The following is an 18,360-nucleotide window of genomic DNA, read 5'->3' as shown; positions in this document are numbered from 1 at the left end:
GCAGAGCGCGCGCATCACACGATCGAGCCGATCACGCCTCGTCGAGCAGTTCGGCGGTGACCGCCGACTCGGTGTCCGGAATTCCGGTTTCCTTCGCCTTGCGGTCGGCCATGGACAGCAGACGTCGGATTCGGCCTGCCACAGCGTCCTTGGTCATCGGTGGGTCGGCCAACTGGCCCAGTTCCTCCAGAGACGCCTGCCGATGCTGGACTCGGAGCGAGCCCGCCGCGGCCAGATGATCCGGCACGTCGTCGCCGAGAATGTGCAGGGCCCGCTCGACACGCGCTGCGGCGGCCACGGCGGCCCTGGCCGAGCGGCGCAGGTTGGCGTCGTCGAAGTTGGCGAGCCGGTTCGCGGTGGCCCTGACCTCGCGTCGCATGCGTCGTTCTTCCCAGATCAACCGGGTGTCCTGTGCGCCCATCCGCGTGAGCAGTGCCCCGATCGCCTCGCCGTCGCGGACGACCACTCGATCCGTGCCGCGGACCTCGCGTGCCTTGGCGGCGACGCCGAGACGTCGAGCGGCTCCGACGAGCGCGAGCGCTGCTTCGGGGCCCGGGCAGCTGATCTCCAGGGCCGAGGATCGACCCGGTTCGGTGAGTGAACCGTGCGCCAGGAAAGCCCCACGCCATGCTGCCTCGGAGTCCCCCACCGTTCCGCCGACGACCTGCGCGGGCAGACCGCGAACCGGGCGACCGCGTAGGTCCAACAGGCCGGTCTGCCGCGCCAGCGCCTCGCCGTCCTTGGCGACGCGCACCACGTAGCGAGAGGTCTTGCGGAGCCCGCCTGCTCCGAGCATGTGCACGTCGGAGGAGTAGCCGTACAGCTCGAAGATCTCCCGACGCAGCCGTCTCGCAATGGACCCGAGGTCCACCTCGGCCTCGACCACCACCCGGCCCGCCACGATGTGCAGTCCGCCTGCGAATCGCAGCAGTGCGGACACCTCGGCCTTGCGGCAACTGACCTGACTGACGGTGAGCCTGCTCAGCTCGTCCTTGACCTCCGCTGTCATGGCCACGAAGTGATCCCCTCTCTGCGTGCGGCAGTCGGTACGGTGCCGTCGGTGGACGACACGATGGAGCCGAGAGCCGCAGCAAGCTTGCCGTAATGATGTGCGTGGGTGCCGTTTTCGGCAACGTCGACGTAGACGACCTCGGCACCGAGCCGGGCTGCCGCCCGCGCCACGTGCTCGCGGTTGCTGCCTTCCGGGACCGAGGCGGAATCGACCAACACGTAGTCGATTCCCAAATCCGGTGCGTGTTGGGAGAGTACGTGGACATGGCGCTCGGCGGAGAATCCGGTGGTCTCGCCCAGTTCGGGTGCCAGGTTCAACACCAGTACTTTCGGCGCGCTCGTGCGAGCCAGCGCGGCGAGCTGATCCGGCACCAGCACGTGTGGGATGACGCTGGAGAACCACGATCCCGGTCCGAGCACCACGAGGTCGGCCTTCTCGATCGCAGCGAGCGCATCCGCGGAGGCGGGCGGTTCGGGTGGACGCAGTCGGACGCGGCGGACCTTGCCCGGAGTCGTCGCCACTGCCACCTGTCCGCGAATGACACGGCTCACGCGTGGGTCGTCCTCGAGACCGGAGACGTCGGCCTCGATGTCGAGTGCGATCGGCGACATCGGAAGCACTCGTCCTTCGATTCCGAGCATCCGCACCATCTCGTCCAGTGCGGCGATCGGGTCGCCCAGTACCTCGGTCAGGCCGGCGAGGATGAGGTTACCCACAGAATGTCCGGCCAGAGCGCCCGTGCCACCGAAGCGGTGCTGCAGGACATCGGTCCAGAGTTGCGTTCTCTCGTCCGAGCGTGCCAGCGCGGCCAGTGCCATACGCAGGTCCCCGGGCGGAATGACGCCGAGCTCGGCGCGCAGACGCCCCGAGGATCCCCCGTCGTCGGCGACCGTGACGACGGCGGTGACGTCGTGACCGAGCAACCGGGCCGCCGACAGCGTGGCGTACAGGCCGTGGCCGCCTCCGAGCGCGACGATCTTCGGGCCGGATACCGGTACTTCGGTGTCGAACTCGCTCATTCGCGACCCAGATCCCGATGCAGCACGCGCACCGACACATCGCCCTGATCGGCGAGAATTGCGGCCAGTGCTTCGGTCATCGCGACACTTCGGTGCTTTCCTCCGGTGCAACCGACGGCCACCGTCATGTATCTCTTGCCTTCCCGCACGTATCCCTCGATCGTCAAATTCAGCAGGTGCGTGTATGTCTGCAGGTAGTCGCGTGCCCCGTCCTGCCCCAGCACGTAATCGCGGACGTCCGCGTCCTGGCCGGTGTGTTCGCGCAGCTCGGGGACCCAGTGTGGATTGGGCAGAAAGCGCACGTCGCACACCAGGTCGGCGTCCATCGGCAGGCCGTACTTGAATCCGAACGACTGGACGGTGACGCCGACGCCGGTGGTGTCGGCGTCGCCGAACACCGTCTCGATCTTGCGCCGCAACTGGTGCACCGACAGTGACGTGGTGTCCACGGTCAGATCCGCAGCTGCCTTGACCTGGGCGAGTCGCAGCCGTTCGGCGGTGATGCCCTCGGTCAACGTTCCGTCCTGGCCGTCGTTCTGCAGAGGATGGCTGCGCCGGTTGGACTCGAATCGACGGATCAGCACGGCGTCGGACGCGTCGAGGAAGAGCACTCTGTTGCGTACGCCCTTGGAGTCGAGTTCTTTCACGACCCAGCCCAGATCGCCGGTGAACAGGCGGCTTCGAACGTCCATCACCAGTGCCAGGCGCTCGATTCTGGGCTGGGACTCGAGCCCGAGATCGACCATCTTGGAGATGAGCTCCGGCGGCAGGTTGTCGGCGACGTACCAGCCGAGATCCTCGAGAATTTTGGCCGCAGTGCGCAATCCGGCGCCGGACACCCCGGTGACCAACGCCACCTCGATCTCGTCGTGCCGCGACTCCCCCTCGGAGGACTGTTCGAGGTGCTCTTCGGACGGTGGATGTCTCTGTGTCTGGTGTTCGCTCACTACGAAGCCTGTCCCGCCGATTCCACACGCGGTGCGATCGCATGTTCCGCCGTGTTCTCGCCCGATGTCGTTGCAGTTGCGCTGCCATCATCGCCTACATCGGCGTCGTCCGTGTCGGAACCCAGCGCGGCCAGCACCGACTTGGCCGTGGTCTCTCCGATCCCGGGAACCTCGACGATCTCCGCGACCGTCGCACGCTTGAGGTTGGCAACCGAACCGAAGTGTGCCACCAGCGCCGTTCGACGCGACTCGCCGAGTCCGCGGACCGAATCGAGAGCCGACGCCGTCATCCGCCGTGATCGCTTGCTGCGATGGAACGTGATCGCGAACCGGTGCGCTTCGTCGCGAACCCGCTGCAGCAGGTACAGCGACTCGCTCGTGCGCGGCAGGATGACCGGATCCTCCTCCCCCGGAACCCATACCTCCTCGAGCCGCTTCGCCAGGCCGACCACCGCAACATCGGTCACGCCGAGCTCGTCCAGTACCGCCGCGGCAGCGGCCACCTGAGGGGCACCACCGTCGACGACGAACAGGTTGGGTGGATACGCGAATTTTCGCGGTCGTCCGGTCTGCGGATCCAGCGCCGCTTCGGGGGCCAGATCGCCCCCGGTCCCCTCGGCCGAACCGTCCGCGGAGTGCCGCAGGAATCGGCGACGAGTCACCTCGGCGATACTCGCCACGTCGTCGGAGTGCCCGTCGCCTGCCGCTTCCTTGATCGCGTAGTGGCGGTAGTCGCTCTTGCGGGGCAATCCGTCCTCGAAGACGACGAGCGAGGCGACCACGTCGGTTCCCTGCACGTGGGAGATGTCGATGCACTCGATGCGCAGCGGTGCGGAATCGAGATCGAGTGCCTCCTGGATGCCTTGCAGCGCAGCCGATCTCGACGTGAAGTCGCCTGCGCGTTTGAGTTTGTGCTGCTGCAGGGCCTCCTTGGCGTTGCGTTCGACGGTCTCGGCCAACGCCTTCTTGTCGCCGCGTTGGGGAACACGCAGGGTCACGTTCGAGCCCCGGAGTTCACTGAGCCAGACCTGTACCTCGTCGGCGTTGTCCGGCAGGACCGGAACCAGCACTTCCCTCGGGACTGCATTGGAACCACCGTCGTCGCCGCCCGGTGCCTGTGCGGACAGGGCAGCCTGCTCGCCGTAGAACTGCGTCAGAAACTGTTCGACCAGAGCGGGGAGATCGGCCTCGTCCTGGCGTTCGATCACCTCGCCTGCCTTCTCCACCACCCAGCCGCGTTGCCCTCGTACACGGCCGCCTCGGACATGGAAGACCTGAACGGCAGCTTCCAGGGCATCGGTGGCGAAGGCGACGAGATCGGCGTCGGTGCCGTCGCCGAGCACCACCGCCTGCTTCTCCAATGCTCGACGCAGCGCACCGACGTCGTCTCGAAGACGCGCAGCGGTCTCGAAATCCAGGTCCTCGGATGCAGCCTGCATCTTCTTCTCGAGCTGACGAACCAGCTTGTCCGTCTTTCCGGCCAGGAAGTCGCAGAAGTCCTCGACGGTGCGGCGATGCTCGTCGGCACTGACCCGGCCGACGCACGGTGCCGAGCACTTGTCGATGTACCCCAGCAGGCATGGCCTGCCGATCTGATTGTGGCGCTTGAACACTCCGGTCGAGCACGTGCGCGCGGGAAATACTCGCAGCAGGAGATCCAGCGTCTCGCGAATGGCCCACGCGTGCGCGTAGGGGCCGAAATAGCGCACGCCCTTGCGTCTGGGTCCGCGGTAGACGAACAACCGCGGGTATTCCTCGTTCATCGTCACCGCGAGCATCGGGTAGCTCTTGTCGTCGCGGTAGCGGACGTTGAACCGTGGATCGAATTCCTTGATCCAGTTGTACTCGAGCTGCAGGGCCTCGACTTCGGTGGTCACCACGGTCCACTCCACCGATGCCGCGGTGGTGACCATCTGACGAGTACGTGGATGCAGAGACGCTATGTCTGCGAAGTAGGAATTGAGCCGACTGCGGAGGCTTTTGGCCTTTCCCACGTAGACGACGCGACCGTGCGGATCTCGAAATTTGTACACCCCCGGCTCCACCGGCATGGTTCCGGTGGCCGGGCGGTAGGTAGCGGGGTCGGACACGGCATCCACGTTAGCCGTCGGGTCCGACGTTCTCCGCATCCGCAGCTCAGCTGTGGTGCGAAGGAACGACGTCAGTCCTGATCGACCTGAGCGGGCGCGTATTTGCGTTCGAGGGTGCGGAACTTTCGTACCGCCGACACCGCATGGTCACGATCGTTGGACTGGATGGCCATCACGTTGATGAACTCGTCGTCGGGAATGTCGACCCTGGCCCACATCGCGCCGTCGGGGAAGGACAGACCACGCACCAGATCCCACTCGATGAGACGCTCCGACAACAGGTTCCGTACCGCGACACCCGCAGGCCCGACGCGAATGCGCGGGCGCGTCAGCACGAGCGCCAGGCCTCCCAGAAGAAGTCCGATTCCCGCCATCGCCAGCTGGTCGGCGGTTCTGAAGTACACACCGGTCGGCGACACTCGCAGCAGGACGGCGACGGTGGAGTGCGCCACCACGAGCAGTACCGCCGTCGCGATGGCGTACCGAGCCGATTTGCGCGACTTCACTTCCATGTCCCACTCGGCGGACGGTGCGCTGCCGGTCACGTGAACTCCTGATTCGTCCATGGCTGGCGTAGGTGCTTGAGGGTGAGAGCTGTGTCGATCGCGGCCGCCGTGGCCTGCGCACCCTTGTCCTCGAACGAACCGGGCAGTCCGGCGCGATCGAGCGCCTGCTGCTCGTCGTTAGTGGTGAGCACGCCGTTGGTGACCGGAGTGCCCTCGTCGAGCGAGACTCGCGTCAGGCCGGCCGTCACGGCGTCGCACACGTACTCGAAATGCGGTGTGCCCCCGCGAATGACGACACCGAGAGCAACGACGGCGTCGTGGTTGCGGGCCAGTTCCTGCGCCACGACGGGCAGTTCGATGGCTCCGGCCACACGGATGACCGTGACGTCTGCGATCCCCGCCGACTCGGCCTTGCGGAGTGCACCGTCGAGCAGCGCCTGGGAGATCTTCTGGTGCCACTGACCGGCGACGATCGCCAGCTTGAGATCACTCGCGCCTGCCAGCTGCAGGGTGGGTTCGCCTTCGCCGCTCATGAGGTGGTCCCATTTTCGTGGGCGGGAGTGGAGCCTGCGGAATGACCGTTTTCGTACTCGTCGAGCCCGGTGAGGTCGTGGCCCATCCGGTCGCGTTTGGTGCGCAGATAGGTGAGGTTCTCCGCGTTGGCACGCAGCGGCATCGGCACCCGCTCGGTGACGTGCAGGCCGTAGCCGTCGAGACCCACCCGCTTGGCGGGGTTGTTGGTCAGCAGCCGCATCGAGGACACGCCGAGGTCGACGAGGATCTGGGCACCGATCCCGTAGTCGCGGGAGTCGGCGGGGAGTCCGAGCTGCAGGTTGGCGTCGACGGTGTCGGAGCCCGCGTCCTGGAGTTGGTATGCCTGGAGTTTGTGCAGCAGACCGATGCCGCGCCCCTCGTGTCCGCGCATGTACAGCACGATGCCGCGCTCCTCGGCGGCGACCATTTCCAGGGCCGCGTCGAGCTGTGGTCCGCAGTCGCAGCGCAGTGATCCGAACACATCGCCGGTGAGGCATTCGGAGTGCACTCGAACGAGCACGTCGTTGCCGTCTCCGTCGGGGCCTGCGATGTCGCCGCGAACGAGCGCGACGTGTTCGACCTCGTCGTAGATGCTCTGATAGCCGACGGCTCGGAAAGTGCCGTGGCTGGTGGGGATTCGGGCGTCGGCGACGCGGACGACATGCTTCTCGTGCTTGCGGCGCCAGGCGATGAGGTCGGCGATGGAGATGAGGGCGAGGTCGTGTTCGTCGGCGAAGACGCGCAGCTCGTCGGTCTGGGCCATCGCGCCCTCGTCCTTCTGACTGACGATTTCGCAGATGACGCCCGCAGGCCGTAGGTCCGCCATGCGCGCGAGGTCGACGGCAGCCTCGGTGTGGCCGGGGCGACGCAGCACTCCGCCGTCCTTGGCGCGCAGGGGTACGACGTGGCCGGGACGGGTGAAGTCGTTGGCCCCGGTGTCTGGGTCGGCGAGCAGTCGCATCGTGGCCGCACGGTCGGACGCCGAGATTCCGGTGCCGATGCCCTCGCGGGCGTCGACGGTGACGGTGTAGGCGGTGCCGTGCTTGTCCTGATTGGTGGCGAACATCGGCGGCAGGCCGAGGCGGTCGCAGTCCTCACCGGAGAGCGGAACGCAGAGGTAGCCGGAGGTGTAGCGGACCATGAAGGCGACCAGTTCCGGGGTGGCCTTCTCGGCGGCGAAGATGAGGTCGCCTTCGTTCTCGCGGTCCTCGTCGTCGACGACCACCACTGCTTTGCCCGCAGCGATGTCCGCAACTGCGCGCTCGATACTGTCGAACCTGGTCACCACGGTGTACTCCATACGTCTCGGGCCTGGCTCAGCGCCCTGGAAATTCTCCGATGCACCATCGACTGCGTGCACGTCAACAGTACTTACTGTGCGTCGATCGTCTGCAGCCGCTCCACGTACTTGGCGATGACGTCGACTTCGAGGTTGACCGGCGATCCGACCTCGGCCGTGCCGAGAGTGGTCAGGTCGAGGGTGGTGGGGATCAGGGAGATCTCGAACCAGTGCGCTCCGTCGTCGACGCCGAGGCCGGAGACGGTGAGCGAGACGCCGTCGACGGTGATCGAGCCCTTCTCGACGACGTACCGCGCGACCGAGGTGGGCAGTGCGATGCGCACGACGGTCCAGTTCTCGGACGGGGACCGGCCGATGATCTTCCCGGTGCCGTCGACATGGCCCTGCACGAGGTGCCCGCCGAGACGGCTGCCGAGCGCGGCTGCACGCTCGAGGTTGACGCGGCTGCCCACGTCGAGGGCACCGAGGCTCGAGCGGTTCAGCGTCTCCTGCATGACGTCGGCGGTGAATCCGCCGTCGGGCAGCACCTCGACGACGGTCAGGCAGACCCCGTTCACCGCGATGGAGTCGCCGTGGCCTGCATCCGAGGTCACCACCGGGCCCCGAACGGTGAACCGCGCGGCGTCGGGCAGTTCGTCCTTGGCGACGATCTCGCCGAGCTCTTCGACAATTCCGGTGAACATCTACTTCGCTCCTTCGGGCACGACGCCGATCAGAATGTCGTTGCCGATCATGGTGACTGTCTCCGTGCGGAACCGAATTGCGTCGGCAATTGTTCCGATGCCCGCATTCTCCACCGCTGCGGGTCCGCTGCCCAACACCGCCGGTGCGACGTACGCCACGACGCGGTCCACCAGGCCCGCGGCGAGGAATGCTCCGGCCAGCGTCGGACCGCCTTCGATCTGGATGTCGGTGTGCTCGTTCAGGGCGTCGATCACGGCCGCTGGGTCGTGTGTGTCGAGGAACACCGTGGGTGCGTCGGAACCACGGATTGCCGCGGTCGACGGTATCGGCCTCGATCCGACGACGACGCGCACGGGTTGATGGGGCGCAAGGGTCCCGTCGGGACGTCGTGCGGTCAGTCGTGGGTCGTCGGCCAGTACGGTGCCGGTCCCGACGACGATGGCGTCGAGCTTGGCGCGCTCGTTGTGGACGTGCGCCCGGGCCTGGGGTCCGGTGATCCACTGGCTCGTGCCGTCCGCGGCGGCGCTACGTCCGTCGAGGGTGGCAGCGTACTTCCAGGTCACGTGCGGTCGCCCGGTGCGTTGCTTGTGCAACCAGGCTCGCAGTGGCCCCTGCCGCACCTCGGTCTCGCCCATCCCCTGTTCGACGCGAACGCCGGCCGCACGTAGGGCCGTTCCGCCGCCCGACGCGAGCGGATTCGGATCGGCGACGGCATGCACCACCGCGACGATGCCCGCGTCGATCAGGGCCTGTGAGCACGGACCGGTGCGGCCCGTGTGATTGCAGGGTTCGAGAGTCACCACCGCGGTGCCGCCGCGAGCTCGGTCACCGGCCTCGGCCAGCGCGACGATCTCGGCGTGCGGACCGCCGGGCGGACGTGTCGAGCCGATGCCGACGACGACGCCACCGGCGTCGAGAATCACCGCGCCGACGGCAGGGTTGGGACTGCTGATCCCCCGGGCGGACTCGGATGCCTCGACGGCGAGGGCCATGGCGTCCGCGATGGACATTGCTGCGCCCTGGCCGTTCATTACGACAGGTGGTGTGAAGCGCGGGCAGCTCGGTCGCGCAGGTCGCGCACGGCGGCTGCGGGGTCGGCGGTGTTGTAGACGGCCGATCCGGCCACGAAGCAGTCGATTCCGGCCTCTGCGGCCTGCTCGATCGTGTCGGAGTTGATGCCGCCGTCGATCTCCACCACAAGTCTGAGGTCACCGGAATCGACGAGTGCCCGAACGGCTTTCGCCTTGGACAGCACCTCGGGCATGAACGACTGTCCGCCGAAGCCCGGTTCGACGCTCATCACCAGTAACGTGTCGAAGTCGCGCAGCATCTCGAGGTACGGCTCGATGGGTGTTCCCGGTTTGACGGACAGGCCTGCTTTGGCTCCCGCTGCCCGGATGTCGCGTGCGACCGCGGACGGGTCGTCGGTCGCCTCGGCGTGGAAGGTGACGTTGTACGCGCCTGCCTCGGCGTACGGCGGGGCCCAGCGGGCCGGGTCCTCGATCATCAGGTGGCAGTCGAGGGGGATGTTCGTCGCCTTCAGCAGACTCTCCACGACCGGAAGCCCCAGGGTGAGGTTGGGTACGAAGTGCGCGTCCATGACGTCGACGTGCAGCCAGTCGGCTCCGGACACGGCATCGGCTTCGGCAGCCAGACGCGCGAAGTCTGCGGACAGGATCGAGGGGGCAATCATCGGGGAAACCACGATTGACGAGCCTAGCCGAGCCGGTATCGTTCGCCCATGACCGCCATGGATTCCGTGACGGCGGTGATCGCCGAGCTTCCCGAGGTCACCGAGAGTGTCAGGTACGGCCACCCGGCGTGGTCGGTGGGCAAGAACGTGTTCGTGTGGGTCCGCCCGTTCAGCAAAGCCGATCTGAAGCGGTTCGGCAGCGAGATTCCGCCCAGCGGGCCGATCCTCGCCGTCCGCACCGCCGACCTCCACGAGAAGGAAGCCATCCTGGCCGCACACCCGCGGGCGTGCTTCACCATCTCGCATTTCGACGGGTTCGCAGCCGTTCTGGTGGATCTCGACAACACCGACGACGACGAACTACGGGAACTGCTGATCGACGGGTGGCTCGTCCACGCCCCGAAGAACGTCGCCGAGACGTTCCTGGCGGGCAGCTGATTCTGCCACCGTCGAAGTCACATCGGTTTACGCAGCGCCGCCATGAACATCGCGTCCGTACCGTGCCGGTGCGGCCACAGTTGCACGGACGTACCGTCGCCGAGTTGCGGCACTCCTGGCACGAGCTCACGGGTGTCGAGCTGTTCGACGCCGTAGCGGCGGACCGCGTCGGCGACGACGGCGGTGGTTTCGGACAGGTGCGGAGAACACGTCGAATACAGCACCACTCCGCCCGGGCGTACCAGGTCGATCGCCGCTGCCAGCAGTTCCTTCTGCAGTGTCACCAATGCCGCCACATCGGAGGGTCGACGACGCCACCGGGCCTCGGGCCTGCGGCGCAGGGCACCGAGTCCGGTGCACGGCGCATCGACGAGCACTCGGTCGTAGCCGCGGTCGAGTCCGGACGTTCGACCGTCGACGGTGTGCACCGTCACCGGAAGGTCCTTGGTCGTCTTGGACACCAGATCGGCTCGGTGCGGTGTCGGTTCGACGGCGTCGACCGTGGCTCCGTCGATTTCGGCGATGGCCCCGAGCAGGGCAGCTTTACCGCCCGGTCCGGCGCACAGGTCCAGCCACCGGCCCCCGTCCTCGCCGACGAGTGGCGCGAGGGTGAGCGCCCGGCCGACGAGTTGACTGCCCTCGTCCTGCACTCCGGCGAGGCCGTCACGGACGGCGTCGATCTTGCCGGGATCTCCGCCGTCGAGGTGCACGGCGTACGGCGAATAGGGACCTTCTTCTCCCCCGGTGATCAGCGCCAGCTCTTCCGCGGAGATCTCGCCGGGCCGGGCCACCAGGTGTACCGAGGGACGCGCGTCGTCGGCCTCGAGGACGGCGGCGAGTTCACCGGCGTCCGCCCCGAGTGCGTCGGCGAAGGCCTGCGCGATCCACTTGGGGTGGGCGTACTCGAACGCGAGGTGGCCGACGGGATCGATCGCCGCCTCGGGTGCGAGCTCGTCCACCCACTGCTCGGCCGTACGCTCGGACACGCGCCGCAGCACCGCGTTGACGAAACCTGCCTTGCCGGTACCGAATTCGGACCGAGCCAGGTCCACCGACGTGGCGACGGCCGCGTGGGGTGCTACCCGGGTGCGGAGCAGTTGGTAGGAGCCGAGCCGCAGAATGTCGAGCAGCGGCCCGTCGATCTCGGCGGCGGGCCGACCGGCGGCATGGGCGATCACCGCGTCGAGCACGCCACGCGCTCGGGACGCACCGTAGGCGAGTTCGGTGGCCAGCGCGGCGTCGCGCGAATCCAACTTGCGCTCGCGCAGCAGTCCGGGGAGCACCAGGTTGGCGTACGCATCCCGTTCACGCACCGCCTTGAGGACGTCCCGGGCGGCACGTCGGGCCGGGTCGATCGCGTCGACGGCACGGGGTCCTGCACCCTGCGGGGGTCGGTTTCCCTTCGGACCGCGCGCACCGGGCGACTTCTTGGTGGTCTTTCGGGCTGGACTCGACTCGCGCTTTCGAGGCCTGTCGGGTTCTGTCATCGCGCTACCGCCGTATCGTCCAGCCGAGCGCCTCGCGCCCAGTCGAGTGCTTTCATGAGCTTCTTGCCCTGCGGTTGAACATCGCCGAGAACGACTGCGGTCGTGCCTGTTCCGATGTGCACGCCGGACTTGCGCACCGCTATCTCGCCCGGGGCCAACGTGTCCTCGGAGCGCGTCGTCGGGGCTATCTTGACGCGGAGTTCACCGATCGTCGTCCATGCGCCCGGTGCGGGGGTGACCGATCTGATGTGCCGGTCGACGAAAGCTGCAGATCGAGTCCAGTCGATGCGGGCGGCGTCGACGCTCACCTTGCTCGCGTAGGAGATTCCGTCCTCGGGCTGCGGGTGCGCGGATGCCGTCCCGTCCTCGATTGCGTCGAGGGTGGCAGCGAGTAGGTCTGCTCCACTCGATGCCAGTCGGGTGAGCAGGTCCCCTGTCGTATCGGTTGCGCGTACCCGCTCGGTGACGACGCCCAATACCGGCCCGGTGTCCATTCCCGCGTCGAGCAGGAAGGTGGAGGCACCGGTGATCTCGTCACCTGCGGCGATGGCCGCCTGCACCGGTGCGGCACCTCGCCACGCAGGCAGCAGCGAGAAGTGCAGGTTGATCCAGCCGAAGCGAGGGATATCGAGCACCGGCTGCGGCAGCAGTGCACCGTATGCGACGACCGGACACACGTCGGGTGCGAGTTCGGTGAGCTGTGAGACGAAATCCGGATCCGAGGGCTTCGCGGGTGTGAACACCGGGATTCCGTGCTCGTCGGCCAACTGCCCGACCGGTGACCGCATCGTCTTGCGACCCCTGCCTGCAGAGGCGTCGGGCCGGGTCACCGCCGCGATCACCTCGTGGCGTTCGGACTCCAGCAGTCGCCGCAGCGACGGGACTGCAGGCTCCGGTGTACCGGCAAAGACGACGCGCACTCGAGCAACTCCCTGGGATGGACGAAAGGATCTCGGGTGTTCATCCTAGGGAGTCGCGAGCGCTGCGGACGATTCCGCACCTGTCGATCACGTCGCGTCGGGGGCGTCGACCGTGTCGTCGGGATCTCGATCGGCCGGACCGTCGTCGGCGAGGATCCGATACAGCGACCTGCGTGCCTCGGTGAGAATCTCGGCTGCCTGTTCCACCTGTTTCGGTGTGCCGACTCCGGCTACCTGACCGGCGGCGCCCATCAATTGACCGATGAGCGCCCGAAGATCCCTGGCGTCGACACCGACGGACTCGGCCACGTCGTCCCATGGGCTGCCCAGGTCGACTCGATGATTCTCCGTGTGTGTTCGCCCCTCGTCGGTCAACGCAGCCGTCTTTCGACCGGCCACCTTGTCGATGAGGACCAGACCCTCGTCTTCGAGTTGCGACAGGGCCGGATAGATGGAGCCCGGGCTCGGCTTCCAGGTGCCGTTGCTCTTCTCGGCGATCTGCTGGATCAGTTCGTATCCGTGCATCGGACGTTCCTCGAGCAAGAGGAGGATTGCAGCACGCACGTCCCCGCGTCGCCCTCGCCCTCCCCGACCCCGGCCTCGACCGAAATCTGCATTGGGTCCGAAACCGCCGGGCCCGAAACCGCCGGGGCCGAAGCCGGGGCGCATGCCCTCTCGTCCTCGTCCGAACGGGCCACCGGCATGCCGACTGCGTTCGCTGTGCCCTCTCTTTCCGCGGCCTCGCTCTCGCGGACCGTGATCGTCCGACGGGCCGCGATCGTCACTCTGCGCGACCCACATCTCGAACGGTGCTCCTCGCATGTGTCGACGTGCGCCTGCGCGACGTCCGAATTCGTGTGCAAATCCTTCGAATGCGTAGTTCATGTCGTACTCCTTCGTATCGATTGACACGTCGACGATATATCGGCAATAGATCTTTGGCAAGGCCCAGAGGCAACCTCCGAGTTTCTGCATCCGAGGAACGCGTCGTGGATCGCTCTCGCTCGTTAGAATGGCGCGGTCGGTACGAGCTCTCGTGGACCGCACCGGAATCCAGCGGCCGGCTCGACAGCGCCCGCTCACGAACGAGGGGGGCCGTGTGGCCGGATCGACGAGGCGACGCGTGACCGTCGTTCTCGGCTGCGTCCTCGCCATCGTCCTGCTCGCCGGCTCCAACGTTCTCGGCCAGCGAATCTCCGTGCTGATCGACGACGTCGCACAGCTCGCGGGTGGGATCACCGCGACGATCGTGTGTTGGCGTACCGCGCCCACGAGGACGGGCTCCGAACGGCAGTGGCGCGTTCTGATGGCCGCAGGAATGGCGTGCTGGAGTGCAGGCATGGCGGTCTGGGCCTTCTATCGATCCGCTCTCGACATGCCGCTGCCGACCGCATCGATCGCCGACGTCGGGTTCTTTCTCTTCCCGATCTTCGCCGTGCCCGCGTTGCTCGCCTTCGTCGGTCTGTCGCCCCGACGAGCTGCCGCAGGTGCACGCCATGTCTGGGTGATGTCGTTGCTCGACGGGGCCGTCGTCGTCGGGTCCCTGTTCGTTCTCTCCTGGGCCACCGTGCTCGGTGCGGTCGTGCACTCGTCGGAATCCGAATCGATCGAGTTCCTCGTGGCGATCATGTATCCCATCACCGACCTGGTTCTCGTGGCCATGATCGTGCTTCTCGCCGTGATCCCGAAGATCGCGGCGCGATACCGAACGCAGCTCACCCTGCTCGGTGCCGGCATCCTGATGATGGCGGTATCCGACAGCATCTACGCGTACCTCGTCGCCACCGGCGCGGACTTCATGCCGGTTCTGACCGACGGCGGGTTCATCGCCGGCACTGCGCTCATCGCTCTCGCGGCCGCCTCCCCGCGGACCGTCGACGAAACCCCGTCGCCGCTCGGCTCGTCGTCACACGGATCGTCTCGGTACGGATCGGAGCCCACCGCAGGGGCGTGTACCGAGACCGTCACCGGTGAGAGAACGCAGCTGCTGTTGCCGTACGGGCTCATGGGTGCGATAGGGATCGTGTTGGCGATACTGCGTGTGCAGACCGGGAACCTGGATTCGACCGTCATCGTCCTCGGGGTTGCAGTGGTGCTGCTCTCCCTGGTTCGCCAGGTGATCACGCTGGTTCAGAACGACAATCTGCTTCGGAGCCTGACTCGGGCACAGGCCGAGCTGACGTACCGCGCGCACCACGACGGACTGACCGGACTGCTCAACCGGTCGTCGTTCGACGAACACCTTCGAGCGGCGGTGAACGACGCCCGAGCGGGCCGAGGCCCCGCCGTCCTACTGCTGATCGACCTCGACGACTTCAAGAGCGTCAACGACAGATTCGGCCACGGCGGCGGTGATCGACTACTGGTCGAACTCGCACGCCGCCTCGACCGATGCGTGGTCGACGGTGTGGTGGCGCGCTTCGGCGGTGACGAGTTCACCGCCCTGGTGTACGCCGACCTCGATGCCGGTCGAGCGACGGCTGTCCGCATCGCCGACGCGATGCGGACAGCCCACGAGATCGACGGCCATTCGGTGTCGGTCGGCGTGTGCGTGGGCGTGGTGCAGATCGGTCGACTCGACCGCACACCCCACGACTCCACGACCGTGGCCGGATCCGACACCTGCACCGACACCGCCGACGTCGACGAGGAGGACGAGTTGATGCGGCTGGCCGATCGCGCGATGTACAAGGCCAAACGCGAGGGCAAGGCCGGAATCTACGCCTACGACACCGCGGGCACACTCAGCGCGGTGCCGAGCGGCTCCGGTCACGCGACTCGCGGGACCAAACCGAAAATGGTTGCAGGCGAGCCGGATCCGGCTCGGTTGATCGGACCACCGACCAGAACGTAGGCGCCGGTGGTCGGAATCGACTCCAGATTGGTCAGGTTCTCCAGGCTTATCCGACGCCGGTCGTAGAGCTTGACGGACACCGGATAGGTGTCGTCGTTGCCCAGATCGGGCCCGAAGGTGTCGGTGCCGAGGGCACCTCTGTCGGCGAGCCTGCCCGTGTCGATCAACCACTGCGCAGCCTCCGCGGAGAACCCGGGTTGGTGCGTCACCCCGTCCGCGTCCGCGTTGGCGTACGCATCGGTCCCCCACCGTGACTCCCAGCCGGTCCACAGAACGACAGCCGCCCCTGGCGGAATGGCTCCGTTGACTGCTTCCCAGTTCTGCAGGTCTGCCACGGTCACGGCGTAGTCGGCGTCGGCCGCCGCCCGATCACGGATGTCGATCTTCACCGCAGGCAGAAACAGATCCTCCGGATCGAGCTGGTCGGCGGTCAGCCCACCTTCCTGGAAGTGCGCAGGCGCTCCCCAGTGCGTGCCGGTGTGCTCGCCCTCCTTGACGTACTGGAGGTAGAAGCCGTCGTCCGCGACGGTGAACGCCGTCTCGAGCGAGAATTCGGGATCGCCGGGAAAGATCGGGGTGAGCGCCGGATCGTTGATGTGCGAGAGCGACACGATCCGTAGCAGTCGGTCCAACGGAACGGCCGGTATCGGTGGCTGCGCCGAGCCGGTACCGGGCAGGGCGTCGGCGGTGGTGGGCGACACCAGACGGGCCCCGATCACCACTGCCAAACCTGTTGTCACACGGCGAAAAAGCTGTCTTCTCTTCATGTCCCCCGACCCATCTCTCGTCGGCGCCCCGTGCACCGCCCCGAGGCAACCCTAGGCCACGGCGAGCCCCGACGGCAGTGTCAACCGATTCGAATCGGGTCTATCTGAACCCGCACTCCCGCACCGAGTTTCTTGGCGCTACGAGACGCCTGCGCGGTGGCCAGCGCTCGCGCCAACGCCGCCCCTGTGCTCCGCGGCACGCGTATCAACAGCCGCTGCACATCACCGGGAAGTACGTCCTCACCGCTGCCCGCAGGTGCCCGTTGGCCGTCCGGCAGATCGACGGGTCCGAGTATTTCCACTGCCTCGGGCAGATCTGCGCTCTCCACCAACGCAGTGATCGCATCGGTGGTTCCGTCGATCGCCGCGACGTGCACGGCGGGCGGGAACCGTACCTCGACTCGCTCGTCCAACTGACTTCTGGCGTGCCACAGCGGATCCCAGCGAACCAGCGCCTGCACCGTGGGTATCTCGGATTCGGCGACGACGACCACGCGGCCACCTGCCGCACCCGGCCGAACCAAGGCGGCGGCCGTCATCCACCGACGCAGTGTCTCTTCTGCCGCGCGCAGGTCTGCCCGGCCGAGCAGCGCCCAACCGTCCAGCAAGAGGGCAGCGCCGTACCCACCGTCGACCGTCGGTTCGGCACCGACGGTGGACACGACGAGACCGGCACCCGGCTGGACGGCGTCGAGCACGGCGGCACCTCCCGAGTTGTGTACCGGTACGCCGGGAAATGCCCGTCCGAGTTCCTCGGCGGTGCGGCCCGCTCCGATCACGACCGCACGCAGGTTGCGTGATCCGCATACCGTGCACCGATGCGCGGTGTCGGCGATTCCACACCACGAGCACGTCGGACTGCCCGCTCCGTCGCTACCCGGGGCGGAGGGCAGTGCCAGCGGCCCGTTGCACCGGCGACACCGAGCCGGGTGCCGACACTTGGCACACGCCAGTGACGGTACGTATCCGCCGCGCGGAACTTGAACCAGCACAGGCGAATCGGCCTTCAGTGCGGCTCGCGCCGCCTCGAACGCGATCGCGGGCAACCGGGCGACACGGGCTGCCGGATCCCGCGCGAGCGCATGGTCCGAGTCCGCCAAGGCCACCACATGGGGTTGACGCTCACGGACCAGCTCACGGGAGGCCACCAGGTCGTGTGCCCAACCGGAATCCACGAGAGCTTCCGCCTCCGCCGTCCGTGAATGTCCTCCGATCACCACTGCTGCCCCTGACACGTGCGCCCGAAGCAACGCCACTTCTCTGGCGTGCGGATACGGTGATCTGGGCTCGGCGAAACTGTCGTCACCGTCGTCCCAGATGGCAATCATGCCGAGAGTGGTCACCGGAGCGAACACGGCGCTGCGTGTCCCCACCACGACGACCGGGCCCGATCGCAGACCACGCAACCATTGCCGATACCGCTTCGCCGGGCCCAGTCCGGCCGATAGCGCCACCACCCGGTCGGCACCGAGCAGGGCCACACAGGCCGTCTCCAGTCGATCGAGGTCTCGCTGATCGGGTACCACCACCACCGCGGAACGACCGCCTGCCACGGTCACGGCGGCGGCCTCCGCCAACCGCATCGGCCAGCGCTCACCGGGCAACGCCTGCCATACCGCTCGCGGTATGCGTCCCGATGCCAACGCATCGAGGAAGTTCGAGCCGTGGGTGTAGGCCGACCAGGCTGCTCGGTCGATGTCGGGCTCGGCGGGCGGCTCGACGACAGGTGTCTGTTCCGCCTCGACTCGGGCATGGCGAGCCGGGATCGCCAGACGCAGCACATCCGCTCTGGTCCCGGCATACCGATCGGCCACCGCCTCGGCCAGTTCCGCGATCTCCGGGGTCAGAACTCGCTCCGCCGACACCACCCGATCGAGCCAGCCGAGCTTGCCGGAGTGTTCGGTCTCTGCCAGTCTCGCCAGCACGAAACCGTCGACCAATCGTCCTGCGAACCGCACCCGAACTCGGACACCGGGCTGAGCATCACTGCTCACCTCCTCGGGAACGAGGTAGTCGAACTCGCGGTCGAGATGCGGCAGCGGCAACATCGGGAGAATGCGCGCGATCGGAAGATCCGACGCCGCCACCCGCGCTACGCCTGCCACCGCA

Annotated in this window: 17 protein-coding genes; 2 read left to right on the top strand and 15 right to left on the bottom strand. The window is 67.2% G+C overall.

The annotated features are described in order from the left end of the window. Positions 1-31: 31 nt before the first annotated feature. The 10 genes from whiA to rpe form a co-directional block, all read right to left on the bottom strand. Positions 32-1,015, bottom strand: coding sequence for a DNA-binding protein WhiA (gene whiA / locus CH302_RS07335; protein WP_032398005.1), 984 nt, complete (start codon positions 1,013-1,015; stop codon positions 32-34). Next, positions 1,006-2,031, bottom strand: coding sequence for a gluconeogenesis factor YvcK family protein (locus CH302_RS07330; RefSeq protein ID WP_037189381.1), 1,026 nt, complete (start codon positions 2,029-2,031; stop codon positions 1,006-1,008). Before CH302_RS07330 ends, whiA begins: the two co-directional genes overlap by 10 nt. Next, positions 2,028-2,894, bottom strand: coding sequence for an RNase adapter RapZ (gene rapZ / locus CH302_RS07325; protein ID WP_037190045.1), 867 nt, complete (start codon positions 2,892-2,894; stop codon positions 2,028-2,030). Before rapZ ends, CH302_RS07330 begins: the two co-directional genes overlap by 4 nt. An 83-nt stretch (positions 2,895-2,977) precedes the next feature. Then, entirely contained in the window at positions 2,978-5,068 is a 2,091-nt protein-coding gene (gene uvrC, locus CH302_RS07320; protein WP_094649918.1) for an excinuclease ABC subunit UvrC, read from the bottom strand. A gap of 71 nt (positions 5,069-5,139) precedes the next feature. Further along, a complete protein-coding gene (locus tag CH302_RS07315) occupies positions 5,140-5,580 on the bottom strand; it encodes a PH domain-containing protein (protein WP_037190047.1) in 441 nt (146 codons plus the stop codon). A 29-nt stretch (positions 5,581-5,609) separates the two neighbouring features. Beyond that, complete coding sequence (gene ribH, locus CH302_RS07310; RefSeq protein ID WP_037189382.1) at positions 5,610-6,107, bottom strand: 6,7-dimethyl-8-ribityllumazine synthase; 498 nt, start codon at positions 6,105-6,107, stop codon at positions 5,610-5,612. Beyond that, positions 6,104-7,393 (bottom strand): bifunctional 3,4-dihydroxy-2-butanone-4-phosphate synthase/GTP cyclohydrolase II, encoded by a 1,290-nt coding sequence (locus CH302_RS07305; protein WP_052047558.1) that lies wholly within the window; start codon positions 7,391-7,393, stop codon positions 6,104-6,106. The genes ribH and CH302_RS07305 overlap by 4 nt, the downstream gene beginning before the upstream one ends. An 86-nt stretch (positions 7,394-7,479) precedes the next feature. Further along, positions 7,480-8,091, bottom strand: coding sequence for a riboflavin synthase (locus CH302_RS07300; RefSeq protein WP_037189383.1), 612 nt, complete (start codon positions 8,089-8,091; stop codon positions 7,480-7,482). Further along, complete coding sequence (gene ribD, locus CH302_RS07295; RefSeq protein ID WP_037189384.1) at positions 8,092-9,123, bottom strand: bifunctional diaminohydroxyphosphoribosylaminopyrimidine deaminase/5-amino-6-(5-phosphoribosylamino)uracil reductase RibD; 1,032 nt, start codon at positions 9,121-9,123, stop codon at positions 8,092-8,094. It abuts the gene before it with no gap. Continuing rightward, on the bottom strand, positions 9,123-9,797 hold the full coding sequence (gene rpe / locus CH302_RS07290) for a ribulose-phosphate 3-epimerase (RefSeq protein WP_037189385.1): 675 nt from the start codon (positions 9,795-9,797) through the stop codon (positions 9,123-9,125). Before rpe ends, ribD begins: the two co-directional genes overlap by 1 nt. Before the next feature lie 36 nt (positions 9,798-9,833). Between rpe and CH302_RS07285 the strand changes: the two genes are divergently transcribed. After that, positions 9,834-10,223: an MmcQ/YjbR family DNA-binding protein gene (locus CH302_RS07285; RefSeq protein WP_037189386.1), complete on the top strand. Its 390-nt coding sequence runs from the start codon at positions 9,834-9,836 to the stop codon at positions 10,221-10,223. Positions 10,224-10,240: 17 nt separating this feature from the next. Here CH302_RS07285 and CH302_RS07280 read toward each other — a convergent pair whose 3' ends face one another. The 3 genes from CH302_RS07280 to CH302_RS07270 all read right to left on the bottom strand — a co-directional run bounded on the left by CH302_RS07280 (position 10,241) and on the right by CH302_RS07270 (position 13,452). Next, positions 10,241-11,710 (bottom strand): RsmB/NOP family class I SAM-dependent RNA methyltransferase, encoded by a 1,470-nt coding sequence (locus CH302_RS07280; RefSeq protein WP_037189387.1) that lies wholly within the window; start codon positions 11,708-11,710, stop codon positions 10,241-10,243. Beyond that, positions 11,707-12,630: a methionyl-tRNA formyltransferase gene (gene fmt / locus CH302_RS07275; RefSeq protein WP_037189388.1), complete on the bottom strand. Its 924-nt coding sequence runs from the start codon at positions 12,628-12,630 to the stop codon at positions 11,707-11,709. The genes CH302_RS07280 and fmt overlap by 4 nt, the downstream gene beginning before the upstream one ends. An 87-nt stretch (positions 12,631-12,717) precedes the next feature. Continuing rightward, on the bottom strand, positions 12,718-13,452 hold the full coding sequence (locus CH302_RS07270; protein WP_037190049.1) for a PadR family transcriptional regulator: 735 nt from the start codon (positions 13,450-13,452) through the stop codon (positions 12,718-12,720). A 301-nt stretch (positions 13,453-13,753) separates the two neighbouring features. Here CH302_RS07270 and CH302_RS07265 point away from each other — a divergent pair, with 301 nt between their 5' ends. Beyond that, positions 13,754-15,484 (top strand): diguanylate cyclase domain-containing protein, encoded by a 1,731-nt coding sequence (locus tag CH302_RS07265; RefSeq protein ID WP_230596210.1) that lies wholly within the window; start codon positions 13,754-13,756, stop codon positions 15,482-15,484. Here CH302_RS07265 and CH302_RS07260 read toward each other — a convergent pair. Beyond that, positions 15,400-16,251 carry a cyclase family protein gene (locus CH302_RS07260; RefSeq protein ID WP_037189389.1) on the bottom strand — a complete coding sequence of 284 codons (852 nt, stop codon included), beginning with the start codon at positions 16,249-16,251 and terminating at the stop codon, positions 15,400-15,402. The genes CH302_RS07265 and CH302_RS07260 overlap by 85 nt on opposite strands. An 80-nt stretch (positions 16,252-16,331) precedes the next feature. Then, a complete protein-coding gene (locus tag CH302_RS07255) occupies positions 16,332-18,299 on the bottom strand; it encodes a primosomal protein N' (RefSeq protein WP_176460668.1) in 1,968 nt (655 codons plus the stop codon). Positions 18,300-18,360: the final 61 nt, after the last annotated feature.

The organism is Rhodococcus sp. 15-2388-1-1a, assembly GCF_002259145.1.
GTDB lineage: Bacteria > Actinomycetota > Actinomycetes > Mycobacteriales > Mycobacteriaceae > Rhodococcoides.
The sequence above is the reverse complement of the archived record's forward strand: the minus strand, read 5'-3'. Positions and strand labels throughout refer to the sequence as shown.